We start from the raw sequence: 18,475 nt of genomic DNA, 5'->3' as shown, positions 1-18,475 counted from the left end.
TCCGCAAGACCTATATTCACCTAAGCCCCGGCAGACAGAAAGAAAAGCAGGGCGCTAACATTCGGGTGTTGCAACTCGGACCATGATCTGGATGATGCTGGCCCATGATGGCCGAAAAATTCGGCCAACCGTATGAAAATGCGGCCACAACAAAAAATGGGGAGACGACTTATGTCATTCAAAACTCTGATGCTTGCTGCCAGTGCAACGGCGATGATCGCGGCGGGCGCTTCGGCGGAGACGCTGCGATGGGCCCGTGCAGGTGATGCGCTGACGCTGGACCCGCATGCGCAAAACGAAGGCCCGACCTCGGCCATGGCGCACCAGATCATGGAAACGCTGGTGATGCGTGATCACTCAGGTGCACTGGTTCCATCGCTGGCGACCGAATGGGCACCATCGGAAGAAAATCCGAATGTCTGGGTGTTCAAACTGCGCGAGGGCGTTACCTTCCACGACGGTGCCGAGTTCGACAGCGAGGATGTCGTGTTTTCGCTGAACCGCGCGATGACGCCGGATTCGGATTACAAAGAACTGCTGGCGTCTGTGAAAGAGGTGCGTGCGCCCGACAAGTTCACGATCGAGATCGAAACTGACGGCCCGAACCCGATCATGCCCAACAACCTGACCAACATGTTCATGATGGACAAAGGTTGGGCCGAGGCAAACAACGCTGTCAAGGTTCAGGACTATGAGGGCGGCGAAGACACGTTTGCGGCCAAGAACGCCAATGGCACAGGTCCCTACAAGCTGGTCAGCCGCGAGCCCGACGTGAAAACCGTCCTGGCCGCCTATGACGGCTATTGGGGCAAGGATGAGTTCCCGCTGCAGGTAACCGAGATCATCTATACCCCGATCCAGAACGCCGCGACCCGTGTTGCCGCGCTGCTGTCGGGTGAGGTTGATTTCATTCAGGACGTGCCCGTACAGGACCTCGAGCGTGTAGCCGGAACCGATGGTCTGGACGTACGCACCGCGCCGCAGAACCGGGTGATTTTCTTTGGCATGAACATGGGCGATGCTGATCTGACCTCGGACAATGTGGATGGTAAGAACCCGCTGGCTGATGTCCGCGTTCGACAGGCGATGTCAAAGGCGATCAATCGTGATGCGATCAAACAGGTCGTGATGCGTGGTCAGTCTGCTCCTGCTGGTATGATCTCACCTCCGTTTGTGAATGGTTGGGATGCAGATATGGATGCGTCCTCGTCAACCGATATCGAAGGGGCCAAGGCGTTGATGGCCGAAGCAGGCTATCCTGATGGATTCTCGCTGACCCTGAACTGCCCGAATGACCGCTACATCAATGATGAGGCGATCTGTCAGGCAGCGGTTGGAATGCTGGCCCAGATCGGCGTCACAGTTAACCTGGACGCCAAACCGAAAGCCCAGCACTTCCCGTTGATCAACAACCTAGAAACAGATTTCTACATGCTGGGCTGGGGTGTTCCGACTTATGACTCGGAGTACATCTTCAACTTCCTCGTCCATTCGAAGGGCGAAAAGTACGGCTCGTGGAATGGCACACGCTACTCCAACCCGGATCTGGATGCCAAAATCGTGGCCCTTGCCTCTGAAACTGATCTGCCCGCACGTGATCAGCAGATCGGTGATATCTGGCAGGTTGTTCAGGACGAACAGCTTTATATCCCGATCCACCATCAGGTGCTGAACTGGGGCATGAAATCGGGCGTGGGCACCATCGTCGAGCCGGAAGATTCACCGAAGATCAAGTACTTTGAGATGAACTAAACTATCCTTTGTGATGGTATGCAGGGCGCGGAAACGCGCCCTGTTCTTGTTTGCGCCGTCGGTAACGGACCTGTGATCTCGGTGCAGGAACGGCTTTACGTGGCAGCGAAAAAGCTGGATTGTTTCAGCGCTAACAGGGAGATTTCGCCATGATCCTCAGAAACAGTGCAATCGGCCTGACCATGTTGCTTGCAAGCGCCGCGCAGGCGGCCGAATTTAAGTGGGCCTCGACCACCGATCCGCAGACCATGGACCCTCACGCTGTCAACTCGGCCCCAGTTCTCGGGTTCCTGAACAACGTCTACGAAGGGCTGGTCCGCCGCGGTAAGGATATGAGCGTTGAGCCCGCGTTGGCTGTCAGTTGGGAGCCAATCGGCGACGGCGAAGGATGGCGGTTCAATCTGCGTCAGGGCGTGACCTTTCACGACGGAAGCAGCTTTGACGCGCAAGATGTGCTGTTCAGCTACCAACGCGCCTCGGGTGAGGCGGCGGACACGCGCAGTTGGTTCGCTCCTGTCAGTGACGTCATTGTAGTTGATGACTACACCGTTGATATCATGACCACAGCACCTAACCCGCTGTTTCCGTCATCGATTGCCAACTGGATGATCATGGATCAAGACTGGACTGAGGCCAACGACGCCGTGGTCCCCGACAAAGAAACCGGAAACTACGCCACCATCAACGCCAACGGCACCGGCGCGTTCAAGGTGACCGAGCGCGAGCCGGGTCTTAAGACCGTGTTGGAACCTTATGAAGGCTGGTGGGGGGATGTTGAACACAACATCACCCGTGCAGAATTTAATCCGATCCAAAATCCTGCCACGGCCGTAGCGGCGCTTCTATCGGGCGATGTGGACATGATCAACCCGGTCCCCATTCAGGACGTCGCACGGCTGCAGCAGAACGCAGAGGTCGATGTCATCCAGGGCATTGAAGCGCGTGTGATCATGCTGGGCTTCGACCACGAGGCTGACACGCTGAAATACACAGTCGATGCGGGCAAACCCAACCCGTTCCGTGACGCGCGCGTGCGGCAGGCAGTTGCGCAAGCGGTGAATGTCGACGCCATTCTGGCCACGATCATGCGCGGAAATGCCGAGCCCGCATCGCAGCTCGTCAGCCCAGCCATGAGCGGGTTCTCCGAAGCCAACGCCGGACGCCCCGCGTTTGATGTGGAAGCTGCCAAGTCCCTGCTGGCCGAGGCCGGATATGCAGATGGTTTCTCATTTGGCCTGAAATGCCCCAATGACCGCTATCTTAATGACGAGGCCGTCTGTCAGGCCGTCGTTGGTATGCTGGCTCAGATCGGGATCACCGCCGAGCTGGACGCGATGCCAGTGCGGAACTATTGGCCGGAACTGCGCGAAGATAATTACGACATGTACCTGCTGGGCTGGAGCCCCGGTACGTTCGACGCCGAGCATCCGGTCCGGTTCCTTGTCGCAACCCCGAACGAAGAGAAAAAGCTGGGTAGCTGGAACTTCGGCGGCTTCTCGAATGCACGTGTCGATGAGCTGTTGCCGATGATCCAGTCAGAACTGGATGAGGCCAAGCGTCAGGCGATGCTGGACGAGGTTACCCAAATCTATCAGGACGAACACGTTTATGTGCCGATGTATGTCCAGCCGTTGGTTTGGGGCACGCGCAGCAATGTCGAGGTCACGCAGCGTCCGGACAACTTCTTCCTGCTGCGTTGGGTGAATGTGAATTGATCGGCGGCAACGTCGCGTTGGGTTGACAGCACTCTCTTGACCATCTGGTCAAGGTCGGCCTAGAGAGACCGATCTACGAGGGAAACATATGTTCGCATATATCGTCAGACGGATGTTCCAGTCCGTCATAGTGCTGTTGGTCGTGGGGTTGGTCGCCTTTTCGATGTTCCGATTTGTTGGCGACCCGATCGACAACATGCTGGGGCAAGAGCGCACGCAGGCCGACATTGACCGCCTACGGACCGAACTTGGGTTGGACCAACCCTTTGTTGTGCAATACGCCAAGTTCCTGCAAGGCGCTGTTCAGGGCAATTTCGGTGTGTCTTATCGCCAGGGGCGACCGGTCTCGACCATCCTGGTGGAGCGCGCTCCGGCGACGTTGGAATTGGCCTTTGTGTCCGGCTTTCTTGCGATCACGATGGGCATTGCCCTCGGTGTCTTTACTGCAATCCGACGACAAGGGATCGCTGCCAATGTGATCATGACTGTTTCCTTGATCGGGGTTTCGCTGCCGACGTTCCTCATAGGTATCCTGCTGATCTATGTTTTCTCGGTTGAACTTGACCTACTGCCCAGTTTCGGGAGGGGCGAGACCGTTATGATTGGCAGTTGGTCCACCGGGTTTCTGACGACCTCGGGGCTCAAGGCGTTGATATTGCCTGCAATCACGCTGGGCCTCTATCAAATGACACTGATTATGCGGCTTGTCCGGTCCGAGATGCTGGAGGTTCTGCGCGCCGACTATGTCCGCTTTGCCCGCGCCCGAGGGCTGTCGGACCGGGTGATCAATTTCCGCCACGCGCTGAAGAACACTCTTGTGCCGGTGATCACCATCACGGGCCTGCAGCTGGGGTCGATCATCGCTTTTGCCATCATCACCGAAACGGTGTTCCAATGGCCGGGCGTGGGACTGCTGTTCATCAACGCGATCCAGTTCGTGGATATCCCCGTTATGGCTGCCTATCTGATGCTGATCTCAGTGATGTTCGTGACAATCAACCTGATTGTCGACCTTCTGTACTATGCCATTGACCCGCGCCTGCGTGTCGACGCGAGGGCCACATGACCGAAACGATGGAAACCCCGAAAGTCGCGCCTAAATCGCGCACGGCCAAGTTCTGGGATAGCGATTTCGCTTGGTCGTTCCGGCACTCTCCCGTAGCCATGATCGCATCTTTGGTCGTGGTCATTCTGGTGCTGGCGGCGATCTTTGCCCCGCTGATCGCGCCATATAACCCGTTCGATCCAGCAACACTGAACCTGATGAACGGGTTCACACCACCAGGTACGCCCAATGCGTTCACGCAAGAGACCTTTTTACTAGGCACAGATGACCAAGGGCGCGATGTGTTCTCGACCATCCTCTACGGGTTGCGCATTTCATTGTTCGTAGGTGCCTCTGCTGTGCTTCTTGCCTTGATCATCGGCGTGATCCTCGGTCTGATCGCTGCGTATTTCGGAGGTTGGATCGAGACGCTGATCATGCGTATCGCAGACGTGCAGCTGACGTTCCCGGCCATTCTGGTCGCGATGCTAATCTTTGGGATCGCCAAAGGGATCACTCCGCCGGAATACCGCGATGAGATGGCAATCTATGTTCTCATCATCGCAATTGCGTTGTCGGACTGGGTGCAGTTCGCACGCGTCGTCCGTGGTGCTGCTCTGGTTGAGAAAAACAAGGAATATGTACAAGCCGCGCGCCTGATCGGGCGTGGATCGTTCCCGATCATGTTCCGTCACATCCTACCCAATGTCCTTAGCCCGGTTCTGGTCATCGCCACCATCTCGCTGGCGCTGGCGATAATTGCCGAAGCCACATTGAGTTTTCTGGGTGTGGGCGCTCCCCCGACCCAGCCGTCGCTGGGAACACTAATCCGGATCGGGCAAGGCTTCTTGTTCTCGGGCGAATGGTGGATTTTGTTCTTCCCGGCATGCACGCTTCTGGCCCTCGCCCTGTCGGTCAACTTGTTGGGCGACTGGCTGCGCGACGCGCTGAACCCAAAACTGCGGTGATTTCATGAGCCTTCTGACCATCCAAGACCTCACCGTCGAATTCCCGACCCGCCGCCAGCTATTTACCGCAGTGGACCACGCCAGCCTTTCTGTAGAACCCGGCGAAATCCATGGGCTTGTGGGCGAATCCGGGGCAGGTAAATCCACCATCGGCGCTGCCGTGATGGGCCTTCTGGAACGCCCAGGTCGCATTGCCAGCGGCCAGATTAAGCTGGGCGGCGATAAGATCAGCGGCATCGATGCCGAGGCGATGCGCGGGCTGCGCGGCAAGAAGATCTCGATGATCTTTCAAGACCCGCTTACGTCGCTGAACCCGCTATTTACAGTGCGCGAACAACTGGTCGAGACGATCCAGGCCCATCTGGGTGGATCCGAGGCCGAAGCAAGCAAGCGCGCCCGTGATTTGATCGACCGCGTTGGCATCCCAGACCCGGATACTCGGCTGGATCAGTACCCGCACCAGTTCTCGGGCGGCATGCGGCAACGCGTGGTGATTGCTCTGGCACTTTGCACCGAACCGGATGTGATCATCGCCGATGAACCCACGACAGCTTTGGATGTTTCGGTTCAGGCCCAGATTCTGGACCTTATCAAGGAACTGGCACAAGAGCGTCAGGTGGGTGTCATCCTGATCACCCATGATATGGGCGTGATCGCCGATACAACTGACCGCGTGACCGTGATGTATGCGGGCAAGGTGGTTGAAAGCGGCACCACGGCACAGGTGATGGGCCAGCCGCAACACGAATACACCAAGTCCCTGATCGCCGCCGTACCACGCCCGACGCTGAAACTGCATCGCTTCCCTCAGATCAGCTATGGCGGGCGTGAAACGCGTTTCGCGATCGAGGATATGGCACGCCACTGGCCCAAGGTGAATAACGACGCCAGCAAACCGATCTTTGAAATCCGCGACCTGACCAAGAAATTCCTGCAAAAGCGTGGATTACTGCCTTGGGATCGTACCTACTTCACCGCTGTCGACAACGTCAGCTTTGACATTCGCGCGGGCGAAGTCTTTGGGGTTGTCGGCGAGTCCGGATCGGGCAAGTCCACCGTCGCGCGTATGATCGCAGGGCTTTATCCAGTGGACGGTGGCACCATCACCTTTGACGGGCAACTGGTTAGCGATCTAAGCAATCGTGCGGTGCAGGAAGAGTACCGCAAGAACATCCAGATGATCTTTCAGGACCCCTACTCGTCTCTCAATCCGCGTATGCGGGTGGATGATATTGTGGCTGAGCCGATCCGCCATCACCGCCTGATGGAAGGTGCCGACGTCAAGCGCCGCGTGGACGAATTGCTGGATCAAGTGGGTTTGGGGTCAGAGGCCGGGCTGAAATATCCGCATGAGTTCTCGGGCGGTCAGCGCCAGCGTATTTCGATTGCCCGCGCATTGGCGACACAACCCCGGTTCCTGATCTGCGATGAGCCCACAAGCGCGCTCGACGTTTCAATCCAGGCGCAGATTTTGAACATCCTGAAAGACCTGCAAGAGCATCTGGGCCTGACCATGCTGTTCATCAGCCACGACCTACCTGTGGTGCGCCAGATGTGTGACCGAGTTGCGGTCATGAAACAGGGACAAATCGTCGAGGTTCAGGACACCAGCGATCTGTTTGCCAGTCCGAAAACCGAATACGCGCAAGAACTGTTACGGTTGATGCCGAAACTCGATGACCTGTCGACTGACGGGCTTGGGGTCGAAGCAGGATAGGGCCGCGACACCCGTTGCAGGCGCTCCGTGACTAGAGGCCTTGTTCGAATGCCCGGAACTCGGCAGCGATAGCCGCAGCTGCTATCGCCAGCAGACGCTCGCCATCCTGAGGATTGGCCAAAGCTGAATGCGATCCAACGCGGCCATCCGGGAAGTCCGCGCGATGCTCGTCAGGTGGACCATGGCGATCCCCTGCGTGATCCCGGATGTATTCGGCGCTGAGTTTCTGGGGCGGCTCAGCGGCCTGATTGGCAGGCAATGGTCCAAGCAAAGACTGGGTTATGGCAATCTCCGAGGGGGTGGCGTGCATCCCTTCCCAATCTCCATAGAGCTGCTGTCGCAGAACATTCACTGCGTTCGGCTCCCACCAGCTACGGATCAGCAATTGACCATCGGCAATTTCGCTTTCGATCTGCCGAAGAGGCGCCAGATTGGCCCCGTGCCCATTCACTATGAACACTCCAACGAAACCTTGCTCCAAGAGCCCCCGGATCACCTCATCTGCGATGGTGCGAAAGGTTTCGGCTGAAATAGACACCGTTCCGGGAAATCCCGCGTTGAAAGGCGCTGGCGTGTAGGCCAGCGCCGGAGCGACGATACCCTCGCATTGCATGGCGGCAGCGAGCGCGACAGCCTCGGCGCAAATCGTGTCGGTGCCAATGCGACCCATCGGGCCGTGCTGCTCGGTCGATCCAACCGGCAGCAACACGGCCGCACCAGCATTGATACGAGTGTCAACCTCGTACCATGTCATGTGCTCAAGTTTCATGACTTTGAAAACTCTCGCAGGCGCTCCAGTTACTAGGGCCTCTGATCAGAGACCCCAGCGTTCCCGGTTTTCGTCAAAGAAGCCTTGGGCTTTTTTCACTTCAATCCAGTTGTTCACATAGTTGATCCAGACCTGATCGCTTTGCGGCAACAGCATCGCGATGGGAGAAGGAGAACGTGGACCGGCATTCTTGACGCGGACGACCGGGAACTTTGCTTCAAGGGTCGATCCCTCGATATTCGAGGTTATGAACACATCTGCACGACCGGCCAAGACCTCCTGAAAACCACGTGCAGGAGCTTCGACCACTTTGATATCCGCATCGGGGAACCATTCGCGCACGCGCTTTTCAAAGGTGGTGCCCAGGGTAGTAGCAACCTTCACGTCTGGCTTGTTGATCGAGTCGTAGCCATCAAATTTGTCGACCTTTTCCTTGGTTGTGTAGGGAAACAACTCAACCGCGATGTAACTGTCGGAAAACCCTGCAACTTTCATGCGCGGAGGTGAGATCGAAGCCGAACCGGTGATGTGGTACTTCCCCGCTACCACACCATTGACCAATGTTTTCCAGTCGGTGGGCACATATTCGACCTCAACACCCAGATCAGCGGCCAGCGCGTTCATGATGTCGATATCATAGCCTTTATAGCTGTTAGTCGCCGGATCGCGCAGTGACATCGGGTTCCAGTCACCGGTTGTCCCCACTTTCAGCACGCCGTCATCCAAAATCTCATTCAGAGCCGACTGAGCTTGCGCAGCGCCGCTGATCACAAGACCGAGCGCAGCCGCAGCCGCGACTTTAACAAAACGTTTCATGTGGTTCTCCCGTTGGTGGCGTTAGTCTTTTCATCACGACATTGCTTCTTGATTTAAGCGTAAAGAAAAAGATAACCTCAAGCAACTAATTAACTCATAGTAATCACAAGTGGGCCAGCAGATGCCAAACGCAGCGATCGAGCTTGTCGACGTAGACAAGTGGTTTGGCACATTTCACGTGCTCAAGAACATCAACCTGACAGTAAACAGTGGTGAAAAGGTTGTGATCTGCGGCCCATCCGGATCGGGTAAATCAACGGTCGTAAGATGCATCAATCAGCTTGAGAAACATCAAAAGGGCACCATCCGCATCGATGGGGTCGAACTGAACGATGATGCCAAATCTGCAGCCACCATCCGGTCAGAAGTTGGCATGGTGTTCCAGCAATTCAATCTGTTCCCGCATCTAACAGTGCTGGAAAACCTGACCCTTGGCCCCATCAAGGCCCGCGGGTTGAGCCGAAAAGAAGCCGAGGACAAAGCGCGCCACTACCTCGAACGTGTTCATATACCCGATCAGGCCGACAAGCGCCCGATACAGCTTTCGGGTGGACAGCAGCAGCGAGTGGCAATTGCCCGTTCGCTTTGCATGGAGCCCCGGGTCCTTTTGTTCGACGAACCCACCTCGGCGCTCGACCCTGAGATGATCTCCGAGGTGCTCGACGTGATGGTCGAACTTGCCGAGGAAGGCATGACCATGGTTGTGGTGACCCATGAGATGGGATTTGCCCGAAAAGTGGCCGACAACATGGTGTTCATGGATGCAGGCGAGATTGTCGAACAAGGTAAGCCCGAGCATTTCTTCACCAATCCAAAGTCTGAGCGGTGTCAGAAATTCCTGAGCCAAATTCTGCAGCATTGAGTTGGGTCCGATGAAAAAAACACTTCTCTTCCTTCCCCTTTTCTTGCTGATCACGGGCTGTTCGTCCTCACAGACCTGGGGTTGGTACGTCATTGACCCAACCACGGCTTCAGGCTGGACCAATGTAAAATTCCTGATTTCGGGCATGGGTGCGACCATTCAGATTTCGCTGATTGCGGCGATTTTGTCGATTGTCATCGGGCTGCTGGTCGCCCTGCCCGGTTTATCGGAAAAGCGCGGCTGGCGGCTGTTAAACCGCATATATGTCGAGTTCGTTCGCTCGATCCCTCTGTTGCCTATGCTGTTTTGGGTGTTCTACGGATTGCCGATTGTCTTTCAGTCGATGGGTATGGACATCCCAATCGATCCCTTCTGGGGCGCAATTATCACCCTTGCGATATCGGACAGCGCCTTTACCGCCGAGATCTACCGTGCCGGTATACAATCTATCGCCAAAGGGCAAAGCGAGGCGGCGCAGACGATTGGCCTGAACTATTTTCAGACCATGCGCTATGTGATCCTGCCGCAAGCGATCCGGCGCATTCTGCCACCGCTGGCCAACCAGTTCATCTACATCGTGAAGATGAGCGCATTCGCCAGCGTCATCGGCATGCAAGAACTGACACGCCGTGCGAATGAGCTGGTAGTGACGGAATACCGCCCGCTTGAGATCTATACCTTGTTGATCTTCGAGTATCTGGTGCTGGTACTGATCATCAGCGCCGGTGTGCGTTGGCTCGAGCGCCGGATGGGCGCAGATGAGCGCGGATAAGGAGCATAAGATGGACTGGAAAGACTTCATGGCCGAGACCGAGGCCAATATTGGTGCAATCTCGAAAGAAGTGCCCGAAACCGTGCGTGGTTTCGGCATCATGGGTAAGGCGGCCAAAACAGATGGTGCGCTGAGTGAAAAAACAAAGGAATTCATTGCGTTGGGGATTGCCATCGCGACGCGCTGCGACAGTTGCATCGGCTTCCATATCCGCTCATTGGTGCGGCTGGGTGCGACCCGCGAAGAGCTGTGCGAAGCGCTGGCAATGGCCACCTATATGGGCGGCGGCCCGTCTTACGCCTACAGCGCCAAGGCGTTGAAGGCGTTTGATGTGTTTTCAGAGTAATAGACCGGTACGCGGTCCGATTTCATTGGATGGTTCTTGCCATGGCAGTCACCGAAATCCGTAATGAAGGGATGCGAATTGGTGGCGAGATCATCATTACCGCTGAGACCATCCCGGTTCACTACCCCTATACCAATGAGGTCGTGGGCCATGTGCCCGCTGGGCAGGCTGAACACGCGCGCCGCGCCTTCGAAATTGCGGCCCACTACAAGCCCGAACTGACTCGCTATGAACGCAGCCAAATCCTGCAACGGGCTGGAGAGCTGATTGGTGAACGTCGCGATTACCTCGCCAAATGGCTGGTGCTTGAGCTTGGCATCTGCCATCAACACGCGATCTACGAGACCAAGCGCGCGCAGGATGTCTTTCAATTTGCGGCGGCCGAGGCACTGAAGGATGATGGCGAAATCTTTGCGTGCGATCTGACCCAAAATGGTAAAGCCCGCAAGATTTTCACGATGCGCGAGCCTGTGACCGCAATCAGCGCGATCACTCCATTCAACCATCCACTCAACATGGTCAGCCACAAGGTTGCTCCGTCGATCGCCACCAATAACTGCATGGTCTGCAAACCGACCGAGTTGACGCCTCTGACCTGCCTGACGCTGGCCGATATCCTTTATGAGGCAGGCCTGCCGCCTGAGATGTTTCAGGTGGTCACTGGCTGGCCACAGGACATTGGGAATGAGATGATCACCAATGAAAACATCGACATCATAACCTTCACCGGTAGTGTTCGCGTGGGCAAGATGATCGCAGAGAAGGCGGTTTACAAACGTCAGGCGCTGGAGTTGGGAGGTAATGATCCACTGATTGTTCTGAATGACCTCAACGATGCCGATCTAGACAGGGCAGCAACGATCGCCGTAGCCGGGGCCACCGGCAATTCGGGACAACGCTGCACTGCGATCAAGCGAATACTGGTGCAAGAGAGTGTCGCGGACACCTTTGTGCCTTTGGTGCTGGAGAAGGCCAAAAAGATCAGATTCGGAGATCCGCAGGATCCTGAGACCGAGCTGGGTTGTGTGATCCACGAGGATGCGGCCAAGCTTTTCGAAGATCGTGTTCACTTGGCCCAGAAAGAGGGAGCAGAAGTCCTTTACCATCCCGGACGTCAGGGCGCGCTGCTGCCGCCGATCGTGGTCGACGACGTTCCCCACGACTCTGCGTTAGTGATGGAGGAAACTTTCGGCCCCATTATTCCCATCATTCGCGTGCCCGACGACGATGACGAGGTCATGCGCATCTCGAACTCTACTGTGTACGGCCTGTCGTCGGGGGTATGTACCAATGACCTGAACCGCGCAATTGCCTACATCAATGGGCTGAGCGTGGGCACCTGCAATATCTGGGAACAACCCGGATACCGTATCGAAATGTCCCCCTTTGGCGGCATCAAGGATTCGGGCAATGGTGTCAAAGAAGGGGTCATCGAGGCCATCAGGTTCTTTACGAATGTCAAAACCTACTCGCTTCCTTGGCCCGGTTGAAGGCTTGTTGAAGATTGCAATGCACACCACCAGTGATGCATGCTCGCTCAGCCAAGAAATGACCGCTTGAGCCCTTCGGCTCTTGGCGTCATATGTGCCTTCGAACGCACGCGCGATGCCCCGAAACAAGGAAATACCTCATGCAAAAGGTTCTGATCACAGGTACTGCCGGATTTATCGGGTTCCATCTTGCCAAACTTTTGCTTGAGAACGGTTGCCGGGTTCATGGCTTTGACGGGATGACTGATTATTACGATGTCCGCCTCAAACAGAGCCGACATGCGCTGTTGCTGGAGAACCCAAATTTTTCGTGCGATGAAGGGATGCTGGAAGATACCGCCAAGTTCGACCAGATCGCTGATGCTTTTGAACCGGACGTGATCATCCATCTCGCAGCGCAAGCTGGCGTCCGATATAGCCTGGAAAACCCGCGCGCCTATGTCGAAAGCAATGTTGTCGGGACGTTCAACGTTATGGAAGCTGCGCGGCGGCACAAAGTGCGGCATCTGCTGATGGCTTCGACTTCGTCGATCTACGGGGCAAATCCTGACATGCCCTTCGACGAGTGCGAAAAAGCAGATCATCAACTCACTATGTACGCAGCCACCAAAAAGGCAAATGAAGCGATGGGACACTCCTATGCCCATCTTTGGAATATTCCGACAACAATGTTCCGCTTCTTCACAGTCTACGGTCCTTGGGGGCGCCCGGACCTTGCGTTCTTCAAATTCACGGACGCGATCCTCAACGACCGCCCGATAGACATCTACAACCACGGCGACATGTATCGTGATTTCACCTATGTGGATGACCTGGTGCGCGCAATCTCTCTGCTGATCGACGTTGTGCCTGTTCGCCCCAAAGCCCCCGAAGACATCGCCGAAGGTGACAGCCTGAGCCCGGTCGCTCCCTATCGCATAGTGAACATTGGAAATTCAGACAAAGTGCGTTTGTTGGATTTCATCGACGCCATCGAAGAAAGCCTCGGCAAACCCGCGATCCGAAACTATATGGAGATGCAGTTGGGCGATGTGCCTGCAACTTGGGCCAATGCCGATCTGCTGCATCGCCTGACCGGTTATCGCCCAAAAACCGAAATCAGGGACGGCATACAGGCCTTCGTGGACTGGTATCGCGCATATTACGGTAAATAGAACCTGCGAACCTGCCTAAACCTGAATTCGCCGGCCCCAGCACCGATTAAACCGTCAGCGCGATCAGATCGCTTTTTTCAGTGCCTCGATTATCTGCTCTTGCGAATTCTCCTGCAGATACGGGTGCATCGGCAGGCTAATCACTGTTGCGGCGGCCTGATCGCCAACAGGCAAATCGGCATTTGGGTCAGAAACAGCTGGTTGCTTGTTCAACGGCAGTGGATAATGCACAGCGGTCGGAACCCCGGCGTCTTTGAGCTTAGCTTGCACATCCTCACGATTGTCCACGCGTATCGTGTACTGCGCCCAGGCGCTGGTCGCCCCCTCCATCAGCGTCGGAGCGGCGATATTGGTTTCCTTCAGTAGCACTTTGTAACGGTCCGCGACGGTGTCTCGCAGGACCAGTTCATCCTCGAAAATATCCAGCTTGCACAGCAGGATCGCAGCCTGCAATGTGTCCAGACGGCTGTTAACGCCAACCCTGATATGGTGATAGTGCCGGTCCTGCCCGTGCCGGGCTATCTGGCGAAGAATGATGCTCAGATCATCGTCCGAGGTGAAGATAGCACCACCATCGCCGTAGCAGCCAAGGGGTTTCGATGGGAAAAAGCTGGTGCAGGAAATCGTTGACAGGTTTCCTGACCGTTTGCCACGCAAAGATCCGCCAAAGCTCTGAGCAGCATCCTCGATGACAGGTAAGCCGTTTGCCACAGCTACCTCGTTAATTCGTTCGAAATCAGCAGGTTGGCCATACAGCGACACCGGTATAATTGCCTTTGTCCGGGGTGTGATCGCAGCGTCAAGCTTGTTGGGATCAAGGTTATAACTAGTCTGGTCGATATCGACATAAACCGGCTTTGCGCCCAGCAATCTGACGGCTTCAGCCGTGGCGATATATGAAAATCCGGGCGTGACGACCTCATCCCCCGGCCCGACCTCAAGCGCCATCAAGGCAATTTGCAATGCATCCGTTCCATTGGCGCAAGTGATGCAATGTTTAGCTCCCGTAAAGGCAGTCAGCCGTGCCTCTAGTTCAGCCACTTCTGGGCCAAGAATGTACTTTCCATGTGCCAACACATTGGCAATGCCAGCATCAAGCTGATCCTTGATACGTTTCTGTTGTTCCGCCAGGTCAATAAATTGCATCGCTAAAACGCCCTATTGGTTCTTGAGGAATTTCTGCAAGCTGTACCTCTGCAGTTTCCCATACATAATCCGGCACCGCTCGACCATGTTTATTCGTCGGCAAAGACTTAATACAACGGGTCTGTTTGGCACGAATTACCGCAGTACTAATAACTGGGCGGACCGTTTCCCTGTATTGCCCAGTGCCCAAAACGTCATGGGTGGTGGGATAACATGCAGACGATCCGTTTGATCAGAGTACCGTGCTGCTCATCAGCTTCGGATGCTGCTCACCTTTGCTTGCTTCGATCGAGGCATTGCGGATATGGCTGACCATCGCAATAGCAGGCCGGTTTTCATTCAATCCAAACCCGTTCCCGTTCAGAATCTCTTCGTAGCTTCGCGTGTGCAAGTCGGCAAATCCGCCCGAGAATTCGATCTCTTCCCCATCAATAGTGATGGAGCGATAGGTTCTGGCTCCGGTTTCTCGCGCCTCTGCAGGAACGTCATTTACGTCCAGCGACAAGAACCAACGGCACCGGGCGTGTTCAAACTCAAGATAGCCCGCGGCCTTGGTCGGGGCATTGAGATGCACATGGTTCGCCTGAAGGTCTCCGAAGAGGAAGTGCAGCATGTCAAAGAAATGCACGCCGATGTTGGTGGCAATACCGCCAGATTTGCGGACATCCCCTTTCCAGCTCTCCAGATACCAACGTCCACGGGACGTGATGTAAGTCAGATCGACCTCGTACTTGGTATCCTTGGGGCTGTTTCGAATCTTGTCCCTAAGAGCAATGATCGAGGGATGTACGCGCAACTGCAGGATCGTGTTTACGGTCTGTCCGGTCGCCTGTTCGATCGCTTCCAGGCCATCGATATCCTCTGGGTTCAATACCAGCGGCTTCTCACAGATCGCATCGGCGCCTGAACGAAGGGCAAACCGCATGTGGCTGTCGTGGAGGTAATTCGGCGAGCAGATCGAGACATAATCAATTTTGCCCGCTTCGCTGCAACGTAACATGTCAACATAGCGATCAAAACGCTCAAACTCTGTGAAAAAATGTGCATCAGGGAAGTGGCTATCGATAATTCCAACGGAGTCGCTTGTGTCCAGAGCAGCCAACAACGTGTTTCCGGTATCCGTTATCGCCTTCATGTGGCGCGGCGCGATGTATCCTGCGGTTCCTATTAATGCAAAGTTGCTCATTCGGTGCGTCCCAAGTGCTCAAATTGTGCTACAGCGCTTCCAAGAAATTCTTTGGGAAGTCAATAGTGGAAGGCATTTCAAGCATCGCCAATCAAGCTGGAAACCCCGATCAACCTCTGTTAGAGCGGTTCGGAATTGTCAGAGCTAGATTGATCTTCGACCGATGTCAGACACCCGCCCGAAATCTCAAAAAACCGTATTCTGTCTTACCTACCACGAGATAACGGCGGATGCGCGTGTTCTCAAAGAAGCGCGCGCGCTTCAAGTAGCGGGTCATAACGTACATATCTTCTGCGACTGGCCAGGGGGCTTGCCGCAAGAAGACAGCATCGATGGCATTCGGATCACTCGATTCAACTGGCAGTCTTGTGAGAACATCACTGAAAAATTGCTTGAACGTTTCTCGTTTATGGAGCGCACGTCCGCTCAAGTCGAGCAACGTGTCGTACCGTATGTCGAATCCGCTATTCAGCTGAATTCTTTGAAAACCTGGTTGAAGACCTTTCTGACGGACGAAGACGTCCAAAAGCTTGACCCGATGTACTACAAAAACTTCGGCGGTGATGAAAGGCGGGCTAGAAAACTCGTACACAAACGGCTGCTTTGGAAAACACGGCTTGGACTTGGATTTGGAAAAGGCCCGAAAAACCTCAAGTCATTTATGTTGATGGCCCGAAAAGTCAGAGAAAATTTCTTTAAACTCTATCAGTTGGAATCATTGATTTACGCAGAAAACCTTTGCCACCTTAAATTTGATGAGGTCCCTGATGTCATCCACGCTCATGATATATATTGTCTCCCTGCAGGCGTCGTACTTGCCAGGCAGTTCAACGCAAAACTTGTTTATGACGCCCATGAGTATGAGCCCGCGCGCGCTACAAAGAATCCGTCGAATGGATCGAACTTTGCAGAAAACCTAGAAGACGATTGCCTCCCCTTCGTCGATTATATGATCACCGTATCGTCGTCCATCGCAGATTTGTATGCCAAACGCTTCAAAGATAGTCCGACACTTATCCTCAATGCTCCAGAGATAGATGTCGATTACATGGATAGTCGTAAAGAAAAGGCGTTGGATCAGCTTTCTATCCGTGCTCAGGCAAACGTTGCTGACGGGGCGCCCTTGATTATTTTTACTGGTGGCATTCAAATGTCACATCGTGGGTTAGATAAAGTTCTTGAGGCTTTGGTTCATCTTCCCGAAGTCAACTTAGCTTCGATGGGCCCACGGCACCTCCGAAACGACAAGTGGTTCATGAGTGTCGCTCATGACTTAGGTGTGGATGATCGCGTTACCTTGCTTCCACCTGTGGCAGCTCCAGATGTACCAGTCGCAATTAGTACAGCAGACCTCGCTATATGCCCGTTTCAGGACGTATCGCTCAATCACCGCTACGCAATGCCCAACAAGCTTTTTGAGGCAGCATTTGCTGGCGTACCAATTTGTGTTTCAGATCTTCCAGAAATGCGTCGGTTTGCAGAGTCTCTCGGTTTCGGACGAGCAATGGACGAAACAAATCCTCAGAGCATTGCTGAAGCTATTCGGGATGTCTTGGACCATCCCGAACGCTTTACGTTAAGCGTCGACAACAGAAGGAAGCTTTGGGAGACCTACAGCTGGCCTGCGCAAGCCAAGAAGTTGGCGGCGCTCTATGAAGGTATTTAAACTCGCGCGGCTAGTATCTGTGCGATTTGTTGCGAAGCGGTTCCATCACCATAGATTTCTATCTGATTTCCGCTAGTCCCTATCGCACTTAGCATACCATCCTCGATATCCCCTTCTATGGGCGAAACGATACGATTCCAGCCGCTTTCAACAAGCTCAACCCATTCTGTTTCCGTTCTAAGAGTTACGCAAGGGACGCCGTAGAAATACGCTTCTTTCTGCACTCCGCCAGAGTCCGTAGCAACCAGCACCGCATTGCTTTCTAGAGCGACCATATCCAAGTAACCGACTGGGTCTATCGTTTGGACATGTTCGAATTTACGACCGATTCCTTTTATCCTTGCGGCAGTACGTGGATGCAATGGCAAGACAACCGGATGTTGTTTTGCAACCGCCTCCAGACCATCAACAATGTTTGTTAACGTTTCTGGCGAATCCGTATTTTCAGCTCTATGGATCGTCGCAAGTATGAATCCGTTTGCGTCTAACCCAATGTCAGCCAAAATTGTTGATTTCTGCTTGGCCTTTTCACCGAAGTGTAGTGCTGCGTCGAACATCACGTCACCGACTTCAAAAATTTTGCTCTCCGAAATGCTTTCTCTTCGCAGATTTTCCACAGCGTCGCTGGAAGTCGTGAACAGAAGGTCGGAAACGTGATCCGTTAGAACTCGGTTCGTTTCTTCGGGCATCTTTCGATTAAATGAGCGCAGCCCGGCCTCTACGTGCGCCACCGGGATATGAAGTTTTGAGGCGACCAATGCACCAGCCAATGTTGAATTCGTATCTCCAAAAACAAGGAGCGCATCTGGTTCATGTTCTTGAATGACGGGTTCAAGTTTCTGCATCATCAGTCCTGTCATGGCACCATGACTGCCTGAGTTCACCGATAGGTTGATGTCGGGTTTTGCAATTTCTAGTTCGTCGAAAAAAATCTTAGACATCGAATCGTCATAGTGCTGTCCTGTGTGAATCAGCACCTCTGTTACTCCCGGCATGGAACGAAGTGCTCTGCTCACCGGAGCCAATTTAATAAACTGAGGGCGCGCGCCAACTACAACTGCGATTTTCACG

At 54.5% G+C, this 18,475-nt stretch carries 16 protein-coding genes; 11 read left to right on the top strand and 5 right to left on the bottom strand.

Annotation, left to right across the window (positions count from 1 at the left end; genetic code table 11):
* Positions 1-171 precede the first annotated feature (171 nt).
* The 5 genes from ACRZ96_RS08925 (at position 172) to ACRZ96_RS08905 (ending at position 7,197) form a co-directional block, all read left to right on the top strand.
* Complete coding sequence (locus tag ACRZ96_RS08925; protein WP_170393897.1) at positions 172-1,752, top strand: ABC transporter substrate-binding protein; 1,581 nt, start codon at positions 172-174, stop codon at positions 1,750-1,752.
* 149 nt (positions 1,753-1,901) lie between these two features.
* The gene (locus ACRZ96_RS08920) at positions 1,902-3,467 is read left to right on the top strand and encodes an ABC transporter substrate-binding protein (RefSeq protein ID WP_170562058.1); all 1,566 of its coding nucleotides are present in this window, start codon (positions 1,902-1,904) and stop codon (positions 3,465-3,467) included.
* 88 nt (positions 3,468-3,555) lie between these two features.
* Entirely contained in the window at positions 3,556-4,533 is a 978-nt protein-coding gene (locus ACRZ96_RS08915; RefSeq protein WP_170393893.1) for an ABC transporter permease, read from the top strand.
* Positions 4,530-5,480: an ABC transporter permease gene (locus ACRZ96_RS08910; RefSeq protein ID WP_170393891.1), complete on the top strand. Its 951-nt coding sequence runs from the start codon at positions 4,530-4,532 to the stop codon at positions 5,478-5,480. The genes ACRZ96_RS08915 and ACRZ96_RS08910 overlap by 4 nt, the downstream gene beginning before the upstream one ends.
* A 4-nt stretch (positions 5,481-5,484) precedes the next feature.
* Positions 5,485-7,197: an ABC transporter ATP-binding protein gene (locus tag ACRZ96_RS08905; protein WP_480814404.1), complete on the top strand. Its 1,713-nt coding sequence runs from the start codon at positions 5,485-5,487 to the stop codon at positions 7,195-7,197.
* A gap of 31 nt (positions 7,198-7,228) precedes the next feature.
* On the opposite strand, the gene ACRZ96_RS08900 is transcribed toward ACRZ96_RS08905, so the two are convergent.
* On the bottom strand, positions 7,229-7,966 hold the full coding sequence (locus ACRZ96_RS08900) for a creatininase family protein (protein WP_480706158.1): 738 nt from the start codon (positions 7,964-7,966) through the stop codon (positions 7,229-7,231).
* A 45-nt stretch (positions 7,967-8,011) separates the two neighbouring features.
* Positions 8,012-8,782 (bottom strand): transporter substrate-binding domain-containing protein, encoded by a 771-nt coding sequence (locus ACRZ96_RS08895; protein ID WP_480706159.1) that lies wholly within the window; start codon positions 8,780-8,782, stop codon positions 8,012-8,014.
* Positions 8,783-8,903: 121 nt separating this feature from the next.
* Here ACRZ96_RS08895 and ACRZ96_RS08890 point away from each other — a divergent pair, with 121 nt between their 5' ends.
* From ACRZ96_RS08890 to ACRZ96_RS08870, 5 genes are all read left to right on the top strand, one after another.
* Positions 8,904-9,644: an amino acid ABC transporter ATP-binding protein gene (locus tag ACRZ96_RS08890; protein ID WP_170407352.1), complete on the top strand. Its 741-nt coding sequence runs from the start codon at positions 8,904-8,906 to the stop codon at positions 9,642-9,644.
* 10 nt (positions 9,645-9,654) lie between these two features.
* Positions 9,655-10,416: an amino acid ABC transporter permease gene (locus ACRZ96_RS08885; RefSeq protein WP_480706161.1), complete on the top strand. Its 762-nt coding sequence runs from the start codon at positions 9,655-9,657 to the stop codon at positions 10,414-10,416.
* 10 nt (positions 10,417-10,426) lie between these two features.
* Positions 10,427-10,762: a carboxymuconolactone decarboxylase family protein gene (locus tag ACRZ96_RS08880; RefSeq protein ID WP_480706163.1), complete on the top strand. Its 336-nt coding sequence runs from the start codon at positions 10,427-10,429 to the stop codon at positions 10,760-10,762.
* A 41-nt stretch (positions 10,763-10,803) separates the two neighbouring features.
* Complete coding sequence (phnY, locus tag ACRZ96_RS08875) at positions 10,804-12,252, top strand: phosphonoacetaldehyde dehydrogenase (RefSeq protein ID WP_480706165.1); 1,449 nt, start codon at positions 10,804-10,806, stop codon at positions 12,250-12,252.
* A 140-nt stretch (positions 12,253-12,392) separates the two neighbouring features.
* Positions 12,393-13,406, top strand: coding sequence for an NAD-dependent epimerase/dehydratase family protein (locus ACRZ96_RS08870; protein ID WP_170393875.1), 1,014 nt, complete (start codon positions 12,393-12,395; stop codon positions 13,404-13,406).
* 63 nt (positions 13,407-13,469) lie between these two features.
* Here ACRZ96_RS08870 and ACRZ96_RS08865 read toward each other — a convergent pair whose 3' ends face one another.
* Together ACRZ96_RS08865 and ACRZ96_RS08860 are read right to left on the bottom strand one after the other, a co-directional pair.
* A complete protein-coding gene (locus ACRZ96_RS08865; protein WP_480814403.1) occupies positions 13,470-14,552 on the bottom strand; it encodes a DegT/DnrJ/EryC1/StrS family aminotransferase in 1,083 nt (360 codons plus the stop codon).
* A 232-nt stretch (positions 14,553-14,784) separates the two neighbouring features.
* Complete coding sequence (locus tag ACRZ96_RS08860) at positions 14,785-15,738, bottom strand: Gfo/Idh/MocA family protein (protein ID WP_480706169.1); 954 nt, start codon at positions 15,736-15,738, stop codon at positions 14,785-14,787.
* Between the two features lie 163 nt (positions 15,739-15,901).
* Between ACRZ96_RS08860 and ACRZ96_RS08855 the strand changes: the two genes are divergently transcribed.
* Positions 15,902-17,404, top strand: a complete 1,503-nt coding sequence (locus tag ACRZ96_RS08855; RefSeq protein ID WP_480706171.1) for a glycosyltransferase family 4 protein — start codon at positions 15,902-15,904, stop codon at positions 17,402-17,404.
* Here ACRZ96_RS08855 and wecB read toward each other — a convergent pair.
* Positions 17,401-18,474 carry a non-hydrolyzing UDP-N-acetylglucosamine 2-epimerase gene (gene wecB, locus ACRZ96_RS08850; protein WP_170635825.1) on the bottom strand — a complete coding sequence of 358 codons (1,074 nt, stop codon included), beginning with the start codon at positions 18,472-18,474 and terminating at the stop codon, positions 17,401-17,403. The genes ACRZ96_RS08855 and wecB overlap by 4 nt on opposite strands.
* Position 18,475 lies beyond the last annotated feature (1 nt).

This window comes from Ruegeria sp. CF1, assembly GCF_056537445.1.
Note: the sequence above shows the minus strand (reverse complement) of the source record. Positions and strands in the feature narration are given on the sequence as shown.